Source organism: Arthrobacter sp. Leaf69, from assembly GCF_001422645.1.
Lineage (GTDB): Bacteria > Actinomycetota > Actinomycetes > Actinomycetales > Micrococcaceae > Arthrobacter.
This window is the reverse complement of the sequence record NZ_LMLR01000001.1, coordinates 109,466-127,425: the sequence shown is the minus strand read 5'-3', so window position 1 is coordinate 127,425 and position 17,960 is coordinate 109,466. Positions and strand designations below refer to the sequence as shown.

Sequence of the window (17,960 nt, the reverse complement as noted above, 5' to 3'; positions counted from 1 at the left end):
TAAACAACCAGAAGGTTGATCAATGATTTAGTTGATTAGCAGAAGGTTGATTACTGAATGACAACCGGATGGCTACCGACGGCGAGGAGGTGGGGAACCAAGTGCAGGTCCGCGACGACGACATGCTCGACTCGGCCTTCCTGGCCCTCGCCGACCCCGTCCGCCGCCGCATCATTGCCCGGCTTAGCCGGGGCCCGGCCACCGTGAACGAACTGGCGGAACCCTTCGCGATCACCAAGCAGGCGGTCTCGAAACACATCCAGGTCCTCGAGCAGGCGCAGCTGGTCACCCGCACCCGTGACGCGCAGCGCCGGCCCGTCCACCTGAACCCCGCACGGCTGGAGGCGCTCACCGCATGGATCGACCAGTACCGGCTGGTCCGCGAGGAGCAGTTCCGCAGCCTTGACGCCGTGCTCCAATCGAACGCCGCGGCACGCGGCACCCAGGCAAAGGACTCATCATCATGACCAACGCCCTGAAACTCAGTGTCCCGGAGGGCCTGCCCTTCATCGATTGCGAGCGGGAGTTCGATTTCCCCGTCGCCGAGGTGTTCCGGGCCCACAAGGAACCCGCACTCGTAGCCCAGTGGCTCGGCCCGCGGCGGCTGAAGATGGAGATCGACCACTACGATTTCCGGACCGGCGGCAGCTACCGCTACACCCACAAGGGACCGGACGGCGACACCTACGGCTTCACCGGGGTCTTCCACACGGTCCGGGAAAACGACTTCGCCATCCAGACCTTCGAGTTCGACGGCTACCCGGACGTCGTCAGCATCGAGTTCCTCACCTTCGAGGATCTTGGCGGCGGCCGCACCCGGCTGAAGGCCCACGGGGTGTATCCCAGCATGGAGGCGCGCGACGGCATGGCGCAGTCCGGCATGGAAGGCGGGCTGACCGAAGGCTACGAGCGGCTCGACGAACTCCTGGCCGGCGCAAAAGTCTGAGCTGCACCGTTCCTGGCTGGCCGTGGTGCCGAACGGCCGTGTTCTTGAAAGCAGTGCACGACGGCGGCGGGTCACCATCCGTGGGGACCCAGACCTCGCCGCTGACCATGGCCAGCGCGTTCGCCACATTCGCCAACGACGGCCGGTACTGCGCCNGGTGGCGGCTGCTGACGGACGGTTTCTTCACCCCCGAACGGCCCGACGAGCGGCTCGACGAACTCCTGGCCGGCGCAAAAGTCTGAGCTGCACCGTTCCTGGCTGGCCGTGGTGCCGAACGGCCGTGTTCTTGAAAGCAGTGCACGACGGCGGCGGGTCACCATCCGTGGGGATGGTGACCCGCCGCCGTCGTACTTTCGTTAAACGCACAACGCGGGGTCACCTCCGGTCCATCCCAGCGAGTAGGACGGGCCGGCGGTGACCCCGCGTGTGGTGGTGCTGTGAGCCTAGAGGGCTGCGAAGACTTCGCGCAGGAGCGTGGCGGTCTCGGACGGCGTCTTGCCGACCTTGACGCCAGCAGCCTCGAGGGCTTCCTTCTTGGCCTGGGCGGTGCCCGCGGAGCCCGAGACGATGGCGCCTGCGTGGCCCATGGTCTTGCCCTCCGGAGCGGTGAAGCCGGCCACGTAGCCGACAACCGGCTTGGTGACGTGTGCCTTGATGTAGTCGGCGGCACGCTCTTCGGCGTCGCCGCCGATTTCGCCGATCATGACGATCGCCTTGGTCTCCGGGTCAGCCTCGAACGCTTCGAGCGCGTCGATGTGGGTGGTGCCGATGACAGGGTCGCCGCCGATGCCGATGGCGGTGGAGAAGCCGAGGTCGCGCAGTTCGTACATCATCTGGTAGGTCAGGGTGCCTGACTTGGAGACGAGGCCGATGGGGCCCTTGCCGGTGATGTTGGCCGGCGTGATGCCAACGAGGGCCTCGCCGGGGGTGATGATGCCGGGGCAGTTCGGTCCGATAATGCGGGTGACCTGCTTGCCGTTGGCGTCCAGCTTGGACTGGGCCAGTGCCCAGAACTCGGCGGAGTCCTGGACGGGCACACCTTCGGTGATGACGACGACCAGGCCGATGCCGGCCTCGATGGCTTCAACGACGGCGTCCTTGGTGAAGGCCGGCGGGACGAAGACGATGGAAACGTCAGCGCCGGTCTCGGCCATGGCTTCCTTGACGGTGCCGAAGACGGTGATCTCCGTGTCGCCGTGCAGGACCGTGGTGCCGGCCTTGCGGGCGTTGACGCCGCCCACAACGTTGGTGCCGGCCTTCAGCATCAGTGCGGTGTGCTTGGTGCCTTCGCCGCCGGTGATGCCCTGGACGATGACCTTGGAGTCCTTGTTCAGATAAATAGACATAGTCGAGTCCCTCTACTTCGCTGCGTTGGCGAGCTCGGCAGCCTTGTCGGCGCCCTCGTCCATGGTGGCGGCCAGGGTAACCAGCGGGTGGTTGGCCTCGGCCAGGATGCGGCGGCCTTCCTCAACGTTGTTGCCGTCGAGGCGGACTACCAGCGGCTTGTTCGCGGAGTGGCCCAGCTCGGCCAGTGCACCGACGATGCCCTTGGCGACGGCGTCACAGGCGGTGATGCCGCCGAAGACGTTGACGAAGACGGACTTGACCTGCGGGTCGCCCAGGATGACGTCGAGGCCTGCGGCCATGACCTCGGCGGAAGCTCCACCGCCGATGTCCAGGAAGTTGGCGGGCTTGACGTTGCCGTGGTTCTCGCCGGCGTAGGCAACGACGTCGAGGGTGGACATGACCAGACCGGCACCGTTACCGATGATGCCGACGGAGCCGTCCAGCTTGACGTAGTTGAGGTCCTGCGCCTTGGCCTTGGCCTCGAGCGGGTCAGCAGCGTCCTTGTCTTCAAGGTGGGCGTGCTTGGGGTGACGGAAGTCAGCGTTCTCGTCGAGGGAGACCTTGCCGTCGAGGGCAACGATGTCGCCGGCACCGGTCAGGACCAGCGGGTTGACCTCCACGAGGGTGGCGTCTTCCTTCTTGAAAACGTCCCAGAGCTTCAGGATGACGCTGGCGACCTTGCCGCGCAGTTCCTCGGCGAAGCCTGCGGCGGCGACGATTTCGTCGGCCTTGGCCTGGTCGATGCCGACGGCCGGGTCGATCGCGATCTTGGCAAGGGCTTCGGGGCGCTCAACGGCGAGCTGCTCGATTTCCATGCCGCCTTCAACCGAGCACATGGCCAGGTAGTTGCGGTTGGCCCGGTCCAGGAGAACGGAGAAGTAGTATTCCTCGGCGATGTCCGCACCCTGGGCGATCATCACGCGGTGGACGGTGTGGCCCTTGATGTCCATGCCGAGGATGTTGGTGGAGTGTTCAAACGCCTCGTCAGCGGTCTTGGCGACCTTGACGCCGCCGGCTTTGCCGCGGCCTCCGGCCTTGACCTGCGCCTTTACGACAGTGACTCCGCCGATTTTTTCGGCAGCTGCCTTTGCTTCTTCAGGGGTGTGCGCCACGATGCCAGCAAGCACGGGTACACCGTGCGCCTCGAACATATCGCGCGCCTGGTATTCAAACAGGTCCACGGTTTAGTGTCCTTCTACGTCGAAGTAGTTTCTGTACAGCCGGACCCCACGTTATCGCGGTTACCGGTCTGCGGAATAAACGCACCCTGCGACTAGCTTGGAAACGAGCCACACGGCGCAATGCTCCTTTCGGAACTCTAGTCCTTTCTGGGGACCAGCCCGTTCCAGAGTACCCGTTATGTGAGTAAGGACACTATTCTATGGAGCGTAGAAAAACCGCTAGATTACGGGGTTTTTGAGGCTTCCGAGGGGGCCTGCGGGGCCTTTTTTCCGGCGGCCGGGATCAGCTCGTAATGATCCCGCGACACGAAGAAGGCGACGCCGGCGGAGACGTTTCCGCAGGCGATACCGCCGTTGTAGGCCGAGCAGCGCAGGCCGTTGCGCTCGAGGTTCTGGCCGTCGTCGAGAACGGGCAGCTGGGAAATGGGGCCCTTGCGGCTGCCGCCGGGGCCGAATTCGGCCTCCTGCTGTGTGACGCCGGAACGGCATTCGCCGTATCCGGCCTTCTCCGGGGTGAGCAGCGCGACGCCGCCGAGGTAGCCGAGGCCCGTTCCGCCGCAGTCGTCCGTGATGTCCTTCGGCGCCGGCTTGGGATAGGCCGCAAGTTCGCAATGCGCCACGGGGACCGTGGCCAGCTTGTTGTTGTTGGAATCCGCGAAGCCGTTTTGCTCGTACGGGAGGTTCACGTGCCGGCCTTTGGCCGACGTCAGGGAGCAGACCACGTTCCGGTCCGCGGTCGCGAAGCTGAGGACGTCCTGGCCCGCCGCGTATTTCGCCGCGTCCGTCAGGGGCGCCTGCGTGAGCTGCTCCAGCGCAGGCAGTGGCGCGGGCGGAACGTAGTCCGGGTCCTTCTGCGTGACGGTGCATGCCGTGGACGCCATCAAGGTAAGGGCGGCCAGGGTCCCCAGCAGTGTCCGTCGCATGGGCTCCATTATGCCTGTCCGATGTGGCCGGCCGGACTCAGCCGGGCGCGGCGGCACGGCATGTGCCGGCTTGCCGGGTGCGGGGCCTGTCAGGCGTCGAGCTTTGTCAGCGGGGCGTAGCGGAGCAGGAGCCGCTTCTCTCCGACGCTGAACTTCACCTTGGCGACGGTTTTGTCCCCCGCCCCCTCGACGGCCAGCACGGTGCCGTTGCCGAAGCTCGTGTGGTTGACCTTGTCCCCCACGCTGACGGCGACCACCTCTTTCTGCGGCTGCACGCGGTTCTTGGCGATGGCCGCCGGGACGTCGGCATTAAATCCGGCCGTGGGGCTGGCTTCGGCGCCGCGCGCGGTGCCCGCTCCCCAGAACGATCCGCCGTAGCGGCTCGAGCCGATGGAGGCACCGCTCCCCCAGCCGCCGGCCTGGCGGGTGGAGCCTTCACGCTTCCACTCCACGAGGTCGGCCGGGATTTCCTCGATGAACTGGCTGGCCGGGTTGTACTGGCTCTGGCCCCACATGCTGCGGACCTCGGAGCGGGTCAGGTACAGGCGCTTCCGGGCCCGGGTCAGGCCGACGTACGCCAGCCGGCGTTCCTCAGCGAGTTCCTTGGGGTCGGTGGCGGAGCGCTGGTGCGGGAACAGGCCGTGCTCCATGCCGGTCAGGAACACCACCGGAAATTCCAGTCCCTTGGCGGTGTGCAGGGTCATCAGGGTGACCACGCCCAGCCGCTTGGCTTCGGCGACGGCGGCCGCCAGCTCGTCGGCGGACCCCTCCGGCGCATCCGGGATCTGGTCGGCGTCGGCCACGAGGGAGACGCCTTCCAGGAAGGCGCCCAGTGACCCCTCCGGGTTGTCGCGTTCATATTCCCTGACGACGGCGACCAGTTCGGCGAGGTTCTCCACCCGGGACTCGTCCTGCGGGTCGGTGCTGGAACGCAGGGTTGCGAGGTAGCCAGTCTGTTCGAGCACGGCTTCCAGGGCAGCGGCCGCACCGGATCCGGAGGCCACCTCGGCGAGGTCGTCGAGCAACTTCACGAAGCCCTGGACGGCATTAACGGACCGGGTGGCCATGCCCGGCGCCTCATCGGCGCGGCGGGCTGCCGCCATAAAGGAGATCCGGTCGCGCTGCGCGAGCGAGGCCACCGCGCCCTCCGCCCGGTCGCCGATGCCGCGTTTGGGCTCATTCAGGATGCGGCGGAGATTAACGTCGTCGTCCGGGTTGACCAGCACGCGCAGGTAGGCGAGCGCGTCCTTGATTTCCTTGCGCTCGTAAAAGCGGGTCCCGCCGACCACCTTGTACGGAAGCCCGACGCGGACCAGGACATCCTCGATGGAGCGGGACTGTGCGTTGGTGCGGTAGAAGATGGCGACGTCCCCGGGCCGGAGGTCGCCTTCGTCCTGCAGCCGGTCGATCTCCTTGGCAATGAACTGGGCTTCGTCGTGTTCGTTCTCGCCGACGTAGCCGACGATCTTCTCGCCGTCGCCCTCCGCTGTCCACAGCCGCTTCTCCGGCCGGTTGGGGTTACGGGAAATGACCGAATTGGCGGCGCTGAGGATGGTCTGGGTGGAGCGGTAGTTCTGCTCAAGTTTGATGGTGCGGGCGTCCGGGTAGTCCTTCTCGAACTCCACGATGTTCCGGATGTCCGCGCCGCGGAAGGCGTAGATCGACTGGTCAGAGTCGCCGACGACGGTGAGTTCCGCCGCGCCCTCGCCCTCGCCCACGATCTCGCGCACCAGCGCGTACTGGGCGTGGTTGGTGTCCTGGTATTCGTCGACCAGGACGTGCCGGAAGCGCCGCCGGTAGGACTCGGCGAGCGCGGGGAAGGCCCGGAACATGTAGACCGTTTCGGCGATCAGGTCATCGAAGTCCATGGCGTTGGCCTGGCGGAGCCGCTGCGTATAGCCCTTGAAGACCTCGGCGACGGCCTGTTCGAAGGGGTCGTTGTAATTGGCGCTGGAGGAGTAGCTGTCAGCGTCGATCAGCTCGTTCTTGAGCGCCGAGATCTTGTGCTGGATCGCTTTGGGGGCGAACCGCTTCGGGTCGAGGTCCAGGTTCTTGGCCACGAGGGTGATGAGGCGCAGCGAGTCCGCGGAATCGTAGATGGAGAAGTTGGAGTTCAGGCCGACATTCTTGGCTTCGCGGCGCAGGATGCGGACGCAGGAGGAGTGGAAAGTGGAGACCCACATGGTTTTGGCCCGGGCGCCCACGAGGGCTTCGACCCGTTCCCGCATTTCGGCGGCAGCCTTGTTGGTGAAGGTGATGGCCAGGATCTCACCGTGGTGTGCGCGCCGGGTGGCGATCAAGTAGCCAATGCGGTTGCTGAGCACGCGGGTCTTGCCCGAGCCGGCGCCTGCGACGATCAGGAGGGCACTGCCGGAGTGTTTGACGGCTTCTTCCTGCTGGGGGTTGAGCCCTTCAAGGAGCTCGGCCGCGCCCGGGAGCCGGGGGTGGTCCCCCTCCCCGGCCGGGCGGTCCCCGTGGCCGCCCTCGTGCCCGCCGCCCGGGGCAGAATTCAGGGCGGAACCCAGAGCCGTCATCCCGTTGCCGGCAGGCGTTTTGGTGCGCGTCCCCGTCTTCGAGGCAGCTTGGAAGGGTCCGTCGGCGTAAGGGTCAAACAACATATCCATGGTGTTAACAAGTCTAGGCGGTGCCGCTGACAGTCAGGTCCGCCCCCTTGGGACATGCCCTCCCCTGGCCGCAGCCACGGGACATACTGCCCAGATGCCCATCCCCCCGCGGCCAAGAATGAGCATGTCCCCTCGACCGTACAGACCCTCCATCCGGGCATGCCCTCCCCTAGCCGCAACCACTGGACATACTGCCCATATGCCCACTCCCGGCGGGAAAGAATAAGCATGTCCCCCGGCCGCGGAAGCGAAGAATGAGCATGTCCAGTCCTGCGCGTGACCAGTTCAGCGTCGGCAACGAGCATGTCCCCCGCAGGGCGGAGGGAGCGGGACGCCCGGACCTAGGCCACGGAGCCGGATTCGAGGGCGGCGCGGAGCTGACGGACCGCCGTCGTGCCGCCGGCAACGAACCAGTCGAGTCCGTTGACCCGCACGACGTCGGCCGCTCCGCCGGCCGCGAGGACAATGGCTTTCCCGGGCAGCCAGTCCCATTCCGGGCAACTGTGCTGGAACCAGCAGCCCAGTTCACCGTCGGCCACCCGGCTCAGGTCGCAGGAGCCCGAGCCGAACATGCGCAGCGCGGCGGCGGACGTCGCGGCGGCGTGCCATGGCATCGCGCACAGCGGATCGGCGAGCCAGGTGGGGTGGATGTAGGTCGCGGCACCGAGTTCGGATAATGGCGTCTCCGCCCGGCCGGCGCCGGGGACCCCCGCGCCGCCGAAAGTGGTCAGCCGTTCGCCGTTGAGCGTTGCCGGCCGGGCTGTTCCGCCGAGCCAAAGCTTGTCCTCCTCGGGCTGGAAGATCCCGCCGAGCACCACACCGGAAGAATCCTTGAGGGCAATAGCGGAGCACCAGTAGGTGGAACCATGCAGAAAGTTATACGTCCCGTCGACCGGGTCGATCACCCAGGTCCGGCCGCTGGTGCCGTCCACGGAGGCGCCCTCTTCGCCGAGGATGCCGTCGTCGGGCCGGCAGCGCTGGAGCTGTTCCAGCACATAGGCCTCGGCGGCGTGGTCTGCGGCGGTGACGACGTCGGACACCGACGTCTTTTGCCGTCCCTCCAGCCCGGCCTGCCGCATGAGGAGGGCCAGCGTCCCGGCCTCGCGCACAAGGGCCTCGGCGAGCTGGTAGTCGTCCAGGGCGGGGTTGAGTTCAGCAGTGCTGTGCCGGCCGAGCCGGTGCTTTCCTTGTTCGGTCACGCGCTCCAGCCTATCGGCGCCCGCTGGCAGTGAACAGGCGCGGGCCGGGCAACGCCGCCCCGCGACGGCCGGCGCCCCCAGCGCGTGTGACCGGGCGATAATGGAGCCATGGCCAAGACTCCCGCACAGCGGATCAAGAAACACGGCGCGAACGCAGCCGTCCCCCAGCACCAGTTGCCGGCGGTGATCAACCCCAGCACCAGCCGGACGCCGCAGAAGGCGCAGAGCAACAGCAACCTGATCCTGATTGCCGGTGTCGTGGCCAGCCTGTTCCTGTTCTGGTACCTCCACCTCCTCACGCTCAACCAGCTCACCCAGCTCAGCGGCGGCCTTGCCATGCCGGATTCCTTGATCGGAGGCTTCGACCAAAGCTTCGTGGAGCAGCTGCGCGCCGCGATGGACGAGGACGCCCGGGGCCAACTCAACTACATCCACAAAACGGCCGGCACACTCTTCCCGCTGATCTTCGGCTTCACCTGGCTGCTGCTCATTGGCACGAACGTGGCGCGGAAGGGATTGCGCTGGGCGCTGTGGGCCGTGCCCCTGCTCTTCGCGGGAGTGAGGCTGTGGGGCAACGCGGTGATCGATTCGATGATGTCCGCCGAAACCGTCGACGCCGGCCAGGTGGCCCTCGCCTCGGGCCTCACCGTCGCCGGGTGGGTGCTGCTGGTGCTGAGCCTGGTGGTTGGCGGCGCCGCAGTCTTCCTGGGCCGCAAGCCTGCCTCCACCACCGCTCCCGCCACGGGACATGCCCAGCCTTAACCGCGACCACTGGACACAGTCCCACTATGTCCATCCTTAGGGGCATCCAGAGGGCATGCTCAACGCGGCGCGCCACGAGGCCAACGGGACATGCCCAGCTTTAGTCGCGACCACTGGACAGAGTCCCACTATGTCCATCTGTGGAGGCACTCGGAGGGCACGCTCAACGCGGCGCGCCACGGGTCCGGCGGTAGAACCAGTCAGGCCGGATCAGGCTTCGGCTGCGAGATACTCTCGGGCCTGGTCGGCACGTTGCGGTGCGCCTGCGGCTTCGAACTGATCGGCGGCTTTCTGCAAATTCTCCTGGGCTGCTTCGAGGTCTCCCATAGCAGCATTTGCCCGGCCCAAGAGCAGGCAGGCTTCGCCCAGCGTCTGGGGCGGCAGCCCTTCAGCATCGCAGCAGATTTCGCCCAGGAGCTCAACAGCGCCGGCCCAGTCGCCCGCCAAGTAGTTCCAATGGCCACGGTTCAACTTCTGCAGCAGGACGCCTTCTTCGCTTCCACCTATGACGTCAGTGGCCAACTCTGCTCGTTCAATGCAGCGAAGCGTCGACGCATCGGCCACTTCAGCAGCCAGCCGCATGGCAGCCGAGGCGCTGTTGAACTTGGCCCAGACATGCAGATTTCTTGCCGGCGAAAAGGTGCTTGCCGCAAGATCATGGTAGAGGAGCCCGTCGTCTACACGGCCGCTGAGGAATGCTGCGTTGCCTATCGCCCAGTAGGCCTTGCCAAGCAGCTGATCGTCCACTTCAGCCGAAATGACGTCGGCGAGGATAAGGCTCTCGGCCCAGGCCTCATCCATCTTGCCGCTTTCGCCCAAGGCCGCAACCAAAGCCAGCCTGGCAGTCACGTTGATCTCAATGTCGGCTTCGTCGGTGACCAGTTCCGCTGCTTCCCTGGCTTCGTCCGCTGCCCTTTCAAGAAGACCCGCTCCCTGCCACGCCTTGGACAACATTATTCTGACCCTGGCTTGGAGCTGCCCTCCGCCAACGAGCGGTGCACTGACGAGCTGAGCAGCAATAAGCGCACACTGCTCGAACTCTCCAGAGGCGAGAAGACATTCTGCTTGGAAGAACGTCATGTTCCACCAAGCCTCCGGGTCTCCGTCAGTCATAGCAATCTCCGCCGCACTGCGCGCGTTGCTGGCAGCGTTACCGAAGTCGTGATTGGCCCACTGTTCCCGCGCGAGTAGCTCTGCGGCGACATACTGCGGCGAAACGGAGTTTTGTTGCATGCCTCAATTATCCGTTGCCGCGGGACCTGAAATGTACACCACGGGCAATAATGACCGCCGCAGTATTTGCGCAAGGGCCACGCAGGAATACTCAAATACCACAAGGCTTTCACCCTCCAGAAAAATTGTTGCATCATGGCGTGTCGATTGTCCTTATACTGAACTCGCACCACTCGAGTAACATCAGTCACATACGTATCAGGAGCACTCAATGAAGAAATCCATCGCGATCCTCCTTGCCGCCGGTGCGCTGGCTGCTGCGGGTGTCTCCGCAACGGCCGCGATCTCGGCTTCCGGCGACAACTCGGGGCAGACTTCGGTCTCAGCTCCGGGCTGGTGGCCGGACGTCAAGCCGAGCGCAGCTCCGGGCTGGTGGCCGGACGTCAAGCCGAGCGCAGCTCCGGGCTGGTGGCCCGACGTCAAGCCGAGCGCAGCTCCGGGCTGGTGGCCGGACTCCACGCCGACCGCAGCGCCGGGCTGGTGGCCGGACGTCAAGCCGAGCGTCTAAGGCTGGCAATAAAACGGCGGGTATCGGAAGGCGACTTCCGGTACCCGCCGTTCTTCATATCCGCTCAACGCCGACCGGCGGCTACCGCTGCCCCAGCTTCCCCTGCCCGATCATCGCCTCAATGTCCGACGCCGGGACGGGCCTGCCGAAGTAGTAGCCCTGGCCGCTCGAACAGCCCAGCCGGACCAGTTCGGCCGCCTGCTCCGGCGTCTCGATGCCCTCGGCGACGGCTTTGAGCCCGCACGCGTGGATGAGGTGCAGCACCGCTGCCACGAATTTGCTCTCGTCCGCGTCGGAACCCAGGCCGTCGATCAGGCTCTTGTCGATCTTGACCACGTTGACCGGCAGCTTCCGCAGGTAGCTGATGGACGAATAGCCGGTGCCAAAGTCGTCGATTTCGAGCTGCACACCCAGCCGCCGCAGCCCGCTAAGGGAGTATTTGTCCACATCCCCGCCGTTGACGGCCATGGACTCCGTCAGTTCCACAATGAGGTTTGCGGCGTCCACCCCTGTTTCGCGGAGGATGTCGCGGACGTGTTCGATCAGGTCCAGGTTCTGCAGCTCGGTGGTGGAGATATTGACGCGGACGTTGAAATCGCTGTCCACTTTCAGGTTCTGTTGCCAGCTCCGCAGCTGGCGCACCGCGTTCCGCAGCACCCAGTGTCCGAGGTCCACGATCATCCCGGTCTCTTCCGCGAGCGGGATGAAGGAATCGGGCATCAGCAGGCCGCGCTCCGGATGGTTCCAGCGCACCAGCGCCTCAACGCCTTCAATCCTGCCGGTGGCCAGTTCCACCACCGGCTGGTAGTGCAGCGTGAGCTGGTCTTGGAGGATCGCCTCGCGCATTTCAGTAATCATGACGCTCTGCAGCCGGCGTGCGTAGAGGAGTGCCGGTTCGAACACCTTGATGCTGCTGTGCGGCTGGGCTTTGGCCGCGTACATCGCGGTGTCCGCTTCCATGACCAGATCGTCCACGGACTGGCCGGGTTCCGCGACCCGCAGTCCGATGCTGGTGCCGCATGTGATGCGCAGGTCCCCGATTTCCAGGCTCTCGCCGAGGGCCTTGAGGATCCTGTTGGCGACCCGCCGCGCCCGGACCAGGTTGGACTTCGGCAGCATCACGGCGAATTCGTCGCCGCCGAGGCGGGCGACGGTGTCGGTCTCCCTGACGGCATCCTGAAGCCGCCGCGAGATCACCCGGAGGACATCGTCGCCGGCGCTGTGTCCCAGCGTGTCGTTGATGCCCTTGAAGGAATCCAGGTCCAGGACCAGGAGGGCCGGCGGCATTTCGCCCCGGGACGTCTCAGCCAGGGCGTGGCTCAGGACCGAGTTGAGCGCCGTCCTGTTGGCCAGCTGGGTCAGCGGGTCCGTGAGGGCCATCCGCTCGAGCTCGACCTGGGCCTCGCGCAGCATCGCCGTCCGGCTTTCGACACGCTCCTCGAGTTCCTGGTAGATGGTCTGCAGGTCGTCGGCCATCAGGTTGATGCCGGCGATGACCGCGGCGACGTCGTCCCGGGCACCGGAGTGGGGAATTCTGGTGGTCAGGTCGCCGCCTGCGATGCGGACGATGCCTTCGACGAGGGCGTGCAACCTGGGGTCCGGCGGATCAGTCTTCACTCGTGTACTGCCCTAACCATTCGATGGCCTCGGCCTCGGAGGTGAAGAACTGCGCCGGGATCGTCTCGGTCTTGGAGCGCAGCAGGTAGTGCGCGATCACGCGGTCAACAGGGCTTTCACCGACCAGGGCAAAGGCTGAAGCGGCGATGGAACCGGCGTAAACCTGCCGGGCTTCGACGCTGACGCCGACCACGCCGGTAATAACCAGCATCACCGGCATCCGCCGGCCGTTGGCCATCGCCCGGACCGTGGCACCGGCAACGCGCGCCGCGGGCCCTTCGATTTCCTCGTTGGCCGGGAGCGCAACTTCAATGATGCCGCCGTCGATCATCCGGACGCCGATCGGGGCGCCGGCGCGGACCTGCAGCCCGCCATCATGTTCGGCCGAAGGCTCCTGCGGGAGCAATTCGCCGGGGTCGGCCGTGGCCTCGATCGTCATCGGCCCGCAACCCAACGGCAACGGGAACGGGACGACGCCGGCAAGTCGCCGGCCGTGCGGCCGCTCCCACGTCGGACAATGCCATCCGCCAGGACCCCCACGGCAGTCGCTGCGGCATGGCGCGGCAAGGCTAGCTGATCAGACATTTGTCCCCATTGGACTCCATGGTCGGAAAGTTGGCCAGCGCCGGAGTCTCGTAGCGCAGGCGGCACCGGAATGTACCGGTGAATGCCCTCATGATAATCCACGGCCGGGCCATTGTGAGACATAAGACACCCCGGAACAATAGCGCCGTCATGAACGCCCGACGCCGGGACGTCGCCGGGCAGCCGCCCCCGCCCGTACGCCCCTCAGTCCAGCAGGCGGCCAGGGCCGGGAAGTTGTCCCCATGGCCCCGGGTGAGGCAGTGCGTTAGCCTGCCATACATCGGTCATCGCGGCTCATCGCACCTCCGACCAGTTCCCAAACCAAAGGTCCCAGCCATGCCAGATTCCGCAGTGATTCCTGCGACGACCACGTTCCGGATGACCAGCCTCGCTTGGGCCGTGGCTGTGCAGGGCGCCACGGAAACGCTGGAGGCCGGCGGCCCAGACCTGGCGGGCTCCGGTTCCGGCCCGGCCCCGGCCGCACTGGCGGACCTGGCGGGGCTGGACGAACCGACCCGGTCCGCCATTGCCCGCGAGTTGACCACCGCCGGGATCACGGACGACGCAGGAACCCTCCGGCCCCAGTGGCTGCGTGCGCTCAGACAGAGTGCAGCCGCTCCGATCCAAGTAGGCCTGGTGTCACGCTGGGACGGCTTCTCGACGCATTGCCGGGTGAACCTCTTCGACGGCAGGGGTCTCGCCGTCGAATTTACGCGACCGGTGGACACCTCAGCGGATGGACGGGTCACTGCGGTCAGCGTCGCCGACGTCGTCACCGTCACGCTGCTATCGGAGGCGGTGCTGTGGCCGGTCATGGCCAGGTCGATGCCGCAGTTCCCCGAGCTGACGGCCGGGGCGGGACGCCCCGACATCGTCACCGGGAAATCCTGTCCGGCACCCGGCCGGGACGGCGGGAAGACCACCCTCTCCGCAGCAGACGTCGCCGCCCTGTCCCGAGGCAACACCACCGGCATCGCAGCCGGCGTGGCAGCCGCCGTGAGTGCGGCCAACGCCACGGTCTACCTCGAGGTTCGCTCCCGGGCGGCCGGCACCGGCGTGCAGTATCACGGGGCCGGAGTCTGGGCATTGTCGGACAACTTGTATTCCGTCCGCACCACCGGGCCGGCCACGGCGCGCCGCCTGGCAATGGTCGACGCCCCGGCCGGCGACATCGCCCGCCAGCTTGTCTGGCACGTGCTCGGCGCCCACGATTTCCTGGCCGGCGGAACCTCCGCGGAGTCGGCATCATGAGCCTGCACGGCATGGACCTGGAACAAGGTGAGCACCTTGCGAAGGAGCTCTCCCGCGCGAGCCGGCGCTTCGCGCAGCTGAGCGGGCAACTGACACCGGTCATCACGGCCAGCCCCTGGCGCGGGCCCGACGGCGAGCAGTTCCGCAGCGACTGGAAGGCCCACAGCAGGATGCTGCTGGCCACCTCGGAGGCGCTGCGGGCGGCCTCGGACGCCGTGCGGGAAAACGTCCGCCAGCAGCAGGACGCCAGTTCAGGACGCACGGGTGACGCCCAGCCCGGCGGCAGCCAGTACGGCAGCGCATCGACGACCCTGCTGGACACCCTGATCGAGGGTGCCGGCGGCGCGGCCGGCGACCTGTGGGACGGAACCGGCGAGTTCATCGACACCGTGGGCGGCAAGGTAGGCGACACCGTGGGCGATGGCCTGGGCTGGCTCGGTGGCCGGGCTTCCGAGGCCACGTCCAATCTGGCTGACGCGGGCGGAGATGTACTGAGCGGGCTGCGCGACGTCGGCGGCCTCGGCTGGGACTTTCTCCGCACCGGAGAGCCGCCCTCGGTCACCGAATTGATCGCCGGCGGAACGGTGCTGCTGGCCGCCGGGGTGAACGCGAGCGTTACCCTGTCCTCCGCCGGCCTCCTGCACCCGCACCTGCTTGATGACGGATCTCCGGTGGCTGGTGACCCGCAAACCGTGGGCGTGGGGTCGGACCCGGCGCAGGACGGCCATCGCAGCACTCCCGTGCCGAGCAGCCTCGCGCAGATCATGGGAGGAGTCACGGCGGCCTACGACGACGGCGGCAAGTCCGGAACTCCCGACGCGGCCATTCGAATTACTGCCGTGGACAAAGGCAGCGGGCCGGCGTACATCGTGACCATCCCGGGCACGTCCGAATGGAACGTCCGCTCCGGTTCCAACCCCATGGATACCGTGGGCAACCTCTCCTCCGCGTCAGGGACCATGTCCACGGCTTCGGAGGCTGTCCAGCTGGCGATGCAGCAGGCGGGGATTCCCAGTGACGCGCCGGTCATGCTGGTGGGGCACTCGCAGGGCGGCATGACCGCCGCGAACCTTGCGGCCGATGCGGAGTTCCGCGGCCACTTCAACGTCACCAACGTTTTAACCTACGGCTCCCCCATCGATTCGACCCCCATTCCCGGCGGCGTGAACACGCTCGCCCTCCAGCACCCGTTCGACGTCGTGCCCCGCCTGGACCTCGGCAACTCAAAACCGGGGGGACCTGGCCTGGTTGGCTGGGAGAGCAGTAACGGCGCCACGGTGGTCACCCTTCCCAGCCCGGCCGGCGCCGGGATGGGCGACGTTGCGGGCAATCACGACTACAACGCCTACGTCGCCTCCGTCGAGGCCAACGAATCGTCTGGTGCCCTCGCGGCCTACCGGAACCACCCGTCAACCCAAGCGTTCATCACGGCGGACCCCCGCCAGGTCACGTCGACAACATCCGGCATCGGCCGAAAAGAATAGAGTCGGAACATGCGAAAAATCTTCACCGTGCTGACCGCGGGTCTGCTGGCCATGATCCTGGCGGGTTGCGGCGCAACGCCGGGAACCTCGGACTCGGAGTACGCCGCCAAGTACAAGGCGGCGGTGGAGCCGCTCGCCCACGTGGCCACAGTGGACGCCAGCTACAAGTCCGCCGGCGGCATGGGCCGTAGCGGGGATGTCTTCCTGCACGCCGACACCTCGGACCGGGAAACTATGCTGGACGTCCTCCGGGAGGCATTTCCGGCGCTTGTGGACTCAGCAGCCGGCGACCCGGAAGTAAATCTGGCCATCCAGGTCATCTCCGCCGACGGGGCATCAGCCGTCTCGCCCACCGATCTGGGGTACTCAGGGACCGGGTCGTTGACCAGCTACCGGCAGTTCCTCGGCAAGTAAGCGCCGCTCGCGCCGGGCCCCGGGACTTCTCAGCGCACCGCCGCCCGCGCCCGCTTCACAGCGGCCCGCTGCTCCCCCACGCGTTGCGCGACCACCAGGCCCACCGCGGCCGTGCCGATGGTGATGGGGTAACCCATGAGCCGCTCCAGGGTGCCGGGCTCCGGCACATCCATCCCCGTCACGCCGCCGGCGATCAGCGCCGCCAGCGACACAAGCCCGCACGCCAGGATGGGCCAGCTCAGCGGTGTCAGCCGAAGCCAGACCCAACCCAGCAGCACCAGGGCCAGCCCGCCGGCCACAAAGTACATGATGGCGCCCGCCGCATGCCACACGGAGCCCGCGTCCTCAGGGACCAGCCCCACCAGGACGGTGCCGGCGCCGGCTGCGGCAGTAAGGGCCCGTGCGGAGATCGCGGCAACCCACACCATCCGGCTGCCCGGAACCAGCGTGAACTGCGCCCCGGGCCGGGCCGCCGTGCACAACACCGCCGCGCTCAGCAGCAGCGCGCCGACCATCATGCCGATCCCCTGGACCACAAACGAGGCGTTCATCAGCACGTGCGCCGGCGAGCAGACGTCACGCCCGTCAAAGACCCCGCAGCCCGTGGCGCCGAGGTCGCTGATGTAGCCGGTCCGGCGGCTGTAGGGCTGCTGCCCCGCCCACGCGCCGATCACGGCCGCCTCCGCCACGAAATACTGCAGCACGCTCAGCAGCGCCAGCGCGCCGGCATAGAACCGGGTGGACGGCAGATGGGGGATATAGATGATGCCCTGGGACGGCGAGTCAGCGGGTGCGGCCATGCCAAGAGCGTAGTACGGGCCGCCACCTTGTATGCTTATAGGCGTGTCCGCACGGGCCGGCCCGCGGCCGGCCGGAACGGATGCCCGCCCTCGTAGCTCAGTGGATAGAGCACGGCTCTCCTAAAGCCGGTGTCGTTGGTTCGATTCCAATCGAGGGCACTTGAACCCCCAGTCCCCGGACGCCGCTCCGGACTTCGATCTCCGCGCCTACCTGCTGGGCACCTGGACCGTGGAGCGAACCCTGCTGGACCGGTCCGCCGGCACCCGCGGGTCCTTCACCGGCGTCGTCCGCTTCACTGAAACAGCCGACGACGGCGGCCTCCGCTTCCGCGAACACGGCACCGTCGCGTGGGCGTCCGTCCCCGGCGCGCCGGCGGGCACACCGTTCACCGGTCCGGCCAGCCGCGAATACCTGCTGCGGCCCACCGAAACGCCGGACACGATGGACATGTTCTTCCCCGACGGCCGGCCCTTCCATCGCATAGGCTTTGGGCCCCAGAGCCACCGGGACCAGCACTGGTGCGATCCTGACAACTACCGCGTGAACTACACGCGAATAGGCCCGGACGAATTCCGCTACGAGTGGGATGTCACCGGCCCGGCGAAGGACCAGCTGCTCACGTCCGTGCTGCGCCGAACCACGGACGCCGCCGCATGAACGCGCTGAACACCAACCCTCTGATCGTGGTCTCCGCCGTCTGTGTCTTCGACGAGGCGGGACGCCTCCTCACCGTCCGCAAACGGGGCACGGACAAGTTCATGCATCCCGGCGGCAAGCCGGAGGCGGGCGAGACAGCCGCCCAGACGGCCGCGCGGGAACTGGCGGAAGAAGTGGGGATCGTCCTCGCGGCCGAGGAACTGGTGCCGCTGGGAATCTGGTTGGCCGACGCCGCCAACGAGGCCGCAACGCAGATCCAGGCCACGGTCTTCACGGCCCCGGGCGCCTGGCATGCCCATCCTTCGGCGGAGATCGCCGAGATCCGCTGGCTGGATCTGGCCGGTGAGCTGCCGGACGACCTCGCCCCGCTGCTCACCGACCACGTCCTGCCGGCCCTGTGGGGCCAGCCGGGCTAAAGCCGGAAGTGG

18 protein-coding genes and 1 tRNA gene are annotated in these 17,960 nt (G+C 66.8%); 10 read left to right on the top strand and 9 right to left on the bottom strand.

Annotated features, from left to right (window positions below):
- The first annotated feature begins 68 nt into the window (after positions 1–68).
- Positions 69–467, top strand: coding sequence for an ArsR/SmtB family transcription factor (locus tag ASE96_RS00605; RefSeq protein ID WP_056424571.1), 399 nt, complete (start codon positions 69–71; stop codon positions 465–467).
- Positions 464–946, top strand: coding sequence for an SRPBCC family protein (locus ASE96_RS00600; RefSeq protein ID WP_056424566.1), 483 nt, complete (start codon positions 464–466; stop codon positions 944–946). The genes ASE96_RS00605 and ASE96_RS00600 overlap by 4 nt, the downstream gene beginning before the upstream one ends.
- 443 nt (positions 947–1,389) lie before the next feature.
- Here the strand turns inward: ASE96_RS00600 and sucD are convergent, their stop codons facing one another.
- From sucD to ASE96_RS00575, 5 genes are all read right to left on the bottom strand, one after another.
- Positions 1,390–2,292: a succinate--CoA ligase subunit alpha gene (gene sucD / locus ASE96_RS00595; RefSeq protein ID WP_056424563.1), complete on the bottom strand. Its 903-nt coding sequence runs from the start codon at positions 2,290–2,292 to the stop codon at positions 1,390–1,392.
- Positions 2,293–2,304: 12 nt separating this feature from the next.
- Positions 2,305–3,474 (bottom strand): ADP-forming succinate--CoA ligase subunit beta, encoded by a 1,170-nt coding sequence (gene sucC / locus ASE96_RS00590; protein ID WP_056424561.1) that lies wholly within the window; start codon positions 3,472–3,474, stop codon positions 2,305–2,307.
- A 224-nt stretch (positions 3,475–3,698) separates the two neighbouring features.
- A complete protein-coding gene (locus ASE96_RS00585) occupies positions 3,699–4,406 on the bottom strand; it encodes a hypothetical protein (protein ID WP_056424558.1) in 708 nt (235 codons plus the stop codon).
- Positions 4,407–4,486: 80 nt separating this feature from the next.
- Positions 4,487–7,015, bottom strand: a complete 2,529-nt coding sequence (gene pcrA, locus ASE96_RS00580; protein WP_442853880.1) for a DNA helicase PcrA — start codon at positions 7,013–7,015, stop codon at positions 4,487–4,489.
- Between the two features lie 347 nt (positions 7,016–7,362).
- The gene (locus ASE96_RS00575; protein ID WP_056424551.1) at positions 7,363–8,220 is read right to left on the bottom strand and encodes an inositol monophosphatase family protein; all 858 of its coding nucleotides are present in this window, start codon (positions 8,218–8,220) and stop codon (positions 7,363–7,365) included.
- Positions 8,221–8,328: 108 nt separating this feature from the next.
- Between ASE96_RS00575 and ASE96_RS00570 the strand changes: the two genes are divergently transcribed.
- A complete protein-coding gene (locus ASE96_RS00570; RefSeq protein WP_056424548.1) occupies positions 8,329–8,982 on the top strand; it encodes a hypothetical protein in 654 nt (217 codons plus the stop codon).
- A gap of 210 nt (positions 8,983–9,192) precedes the next feature.
- Here ASE96_RS00570 and ASE96_RS00565 read toward each other — a convergent pair whose 3' ends face one another.
- Complete coding sequence (locus ASE96_RS00565) at positions 9,193–10,215, bottom strand: hypothetical protein (RefSeq protein WP_056424545.1); 1,023 nt, start codon at positions 10,213–10,215, stop codon at positions 9,193–9,195.
- A gap of 211 nt (positions 10,216–10,426) precedes the next feature.
- Between ASE96_RS00565 and ASE96_RS00560 the strand changes: the two genes are divergently transcribed.
- The gene (locus ASE96_RS00560; RefSeq protein WP_056424542.1) at positions 10,427–10,723 is read left to right on the top strand and encodes a hypothetical protein; all 297 of its coding nucleotides are present in this window, start codon (positions 10,427–10,429) and stop codon (positions 10,721–10,723) included.
- An 81-nt stretch (positions 10,724–10,804) separates the two neighbouring features.
- On the opposite strand, the gene ASE96_RS00555 is transcribed toward ASE96_RS00560, so the two are convergent.
- Positions 10,805–12,340: a putative bifunctional diguanylate cyclase/phosphodiesterase gene (locus tag ASE96_RS00555; RefSeq protein WP_056424538.1), complete on the bottom strand. Its 1,536-nt coding sequence runs from the start codon at positions 12,338–12,340 to the stop codon at positions 10,805–10,807.
- Positions 12,330–12,779: a DUF7793 family protein gene (locus tag ASE96_RS00550; RefSeq protein ID WP_056424535.1), complete on the bottom strand. Its 450-nt coding sequence runs from the start codon at positions 12,777–12,779 to the stop codon at positions 12,330–12,332. Before ASE96_RS00550 ends, ASE96_RS00555 begins: the two co-directional genes overlap by 11 nt.
- A 482-nt stretch (positions 12,780–13,261) precedes the next feature.
- Between ASE96_RS00550 and ASE96_RS00540 the strand changes: the two genes are divergently transcribed.
- The 3 genes from ASE96_RS00540 to ASE96_RS00530 are packed head-to-tail and all read left to right on the top strand — an operon-like array spanning position 13,262 to position 16,074.
- On the top strand, positions 13,262–14,176 hold the full coding sequence (locus ASE96_RS00540; RefSeq protein WP_156367464.1) for a hypothetical protein: 915 nt from the start codon (positions 13,262–13,264) through the stop codon (positions 14,174–14,176).
- Complete coding sequence (locus ASE96_RS00535; protein ID WP_056424527.1) at positions 14,173–15,660, top strand: PGAP1-like alpha/beta domain-containing protein; 1,488 nt, start codon at positions 14,173–14,175, stop codon at positions 15,658–15,660. The genes ASE96_RS00540 and ASE96_RS00535 overlap by 4 nt, the downstream gene beginning before the upstream one ends.
- A gap of 9 nt (positions 15,661–15,669) precedes the next feature.
- The gene (locus ASE96_RS00530; protein ID WP_056424525.1) at positions 15,670–16,074 is read left to right on the top strand and encodes a hypothetical protein; all 405 of its coding nucleotides are present in this window, start codon (positions 15,670–15,672) and stop codon (positions 16,072–16,074) included.
- Between the two features lie 29 nt (positions 16,075–16,103).
- On the opposite strand, the gene ASE96_RS00525 is transcribed toward ASE96_RS00530, so the two are convergent.
- Complete coding sequence (locus tag ASE96_RS00525; RefSeq protein WP_056424521.1) at positions 16,104–16,874, bottom strand: DUF998 domain-containing protein; 771 nt, start codon at positions 16,872–16,874, stop codon at positions 16,104–16,106.
- 86 nt (positions 16,875–16,960) lie between these two features.
- Between ASE96_RS00525 and ASE96_RS00520 the strand changes: the two genes are divergently transcribed.
- The 3 genes from ASE96_RS00520 (at position 16,961) to ASE96_RS00510 (ending at position 17,948) form a co-directional block, all read left to right on the top strand.
- Positions 16,961–17,033, top strand: a tRNA-Arg gene (locus ASE96_RS00520).
- 1 nt (position 17,034) lies between these two features.
- On the top strand, positions 17,035–17,532 hold the full coding sequence (locus tag ASE96_RS00515; RefSeq protein WP_056426493.1) for a DUF6314 family protein: 498 nt from the start codon (positions 17,035–17,037) through the stop codon (positions 17,530–17,532).
- On the top strand, positions 17,529–17,948 hold the full coding sequence (locus tag ASE96_RS00510; protein WP_056424516.1) for an NUDIX hydrolase: 420 nt from the start codon (positions 17,529–17,531) through the stop codon (positions 17,946–17,948). Before ASE96_RS00515 ends, ASE96_RS00510 begins: the two co-directional genes overlap by 4 nt.
- The last annotated feature ends 12 nt before the right edge of the window (positions 17,949–17,960 follow it).

Coding starts and splice junctions, on each gene's coding strand:
- ASE96_RS00605 (WP_056424571.1), top strand. CDS start 69: ATGGCTACCGACGGCGAGGAGGTGGGGAACCAAGTGCAGGTCCGCGAC.
- ASE96_RS00600 (WP_056424566.1), top strand. CDS start 464: ATGACCAACGCCCTGAAACTCAGTGTCCCGGAGGGCCTGCCCTTCATC.
- sucD (WP_056424563.1), bottom strand. CDS start 2,292: ATGTCTATTTATCTGAACAAGGACTCCAAGGTCATCGTCCAGGGCATC.
- ASE96_RS00585 (WP_056424558.1), bottom strand. CDS start 4,406: ATGGAGCCCATGCGACGGACACTGCTGGGGACCCTGGCCGCCCTTACC.
- pcrA (WP_442853880.1), bottom strand. CDS start 7,015: ATGTTGTTTGACCCTTACGCCGACGGACCCTTCCAAGCTGCCTCGAAG.
- ASE96_RS00570 (WP_056424548.1), top strand. CDS start 8,329: ATGGCCAAGACTCCCGCACAGCGGATCAAGAAACACGGCGCGAACGCA.
- ASE96_RS00565 (WP_056424545.1), bottom strand. CDS start 10,215: ATGCAACAAAACTCCGTTTCGCCGCAGTATGTCGCCGCAGAGCTACTC.
- ASE96_RS00560 (WP_056424542.1), top strand. CDS start 10,427: ATGAAGAAATCCATCGCGATCCTCCTTGCCGCCGGTGCGCTGGCTGCT.
- ASE96_RS00550 (WP_056424535.1), bottom strand. CDS start 12,779: ATGACGATCGAGGCCACGGCCGACCCCGGCGAATTGCTCCCGCAGGAG.
- ASE96_RS00540 (WP_156367464.1), top strand. CDS start 13,262: ATGCCAGATTCCGCAGTGATTCCTGCGACGACCACGTTCCGGATGACC.
- ASE96_RS00535 (WP_056424527.1), top strand. CDS start 14,173: ATGAGCCTGCACGGCATGGACCTGGAACAAGGTGAGCACCTTGCGAAG.
- ASE96_RS00530 (WP_056424525.1), top strand. CDS start 15,670: ATGCGAAAAATCTTCACCGTGCTGACCGCGGGTCTGCTGGCCATGATC.
- ASE96_RS00525 (WP_056424521.1), bottom strand. CDS start 16,874: ATGGCCGCACCCGCTGACTCGCCGTCCCAGGGCATCATCTATATCCCC.
- ASE96_RS00510 (WP_056424516.1), top strand. CDS start 17,529: ATGAACGCGCTGAACACCAACCCTCTGATCGTGGTCTCCGCCGTCTGT.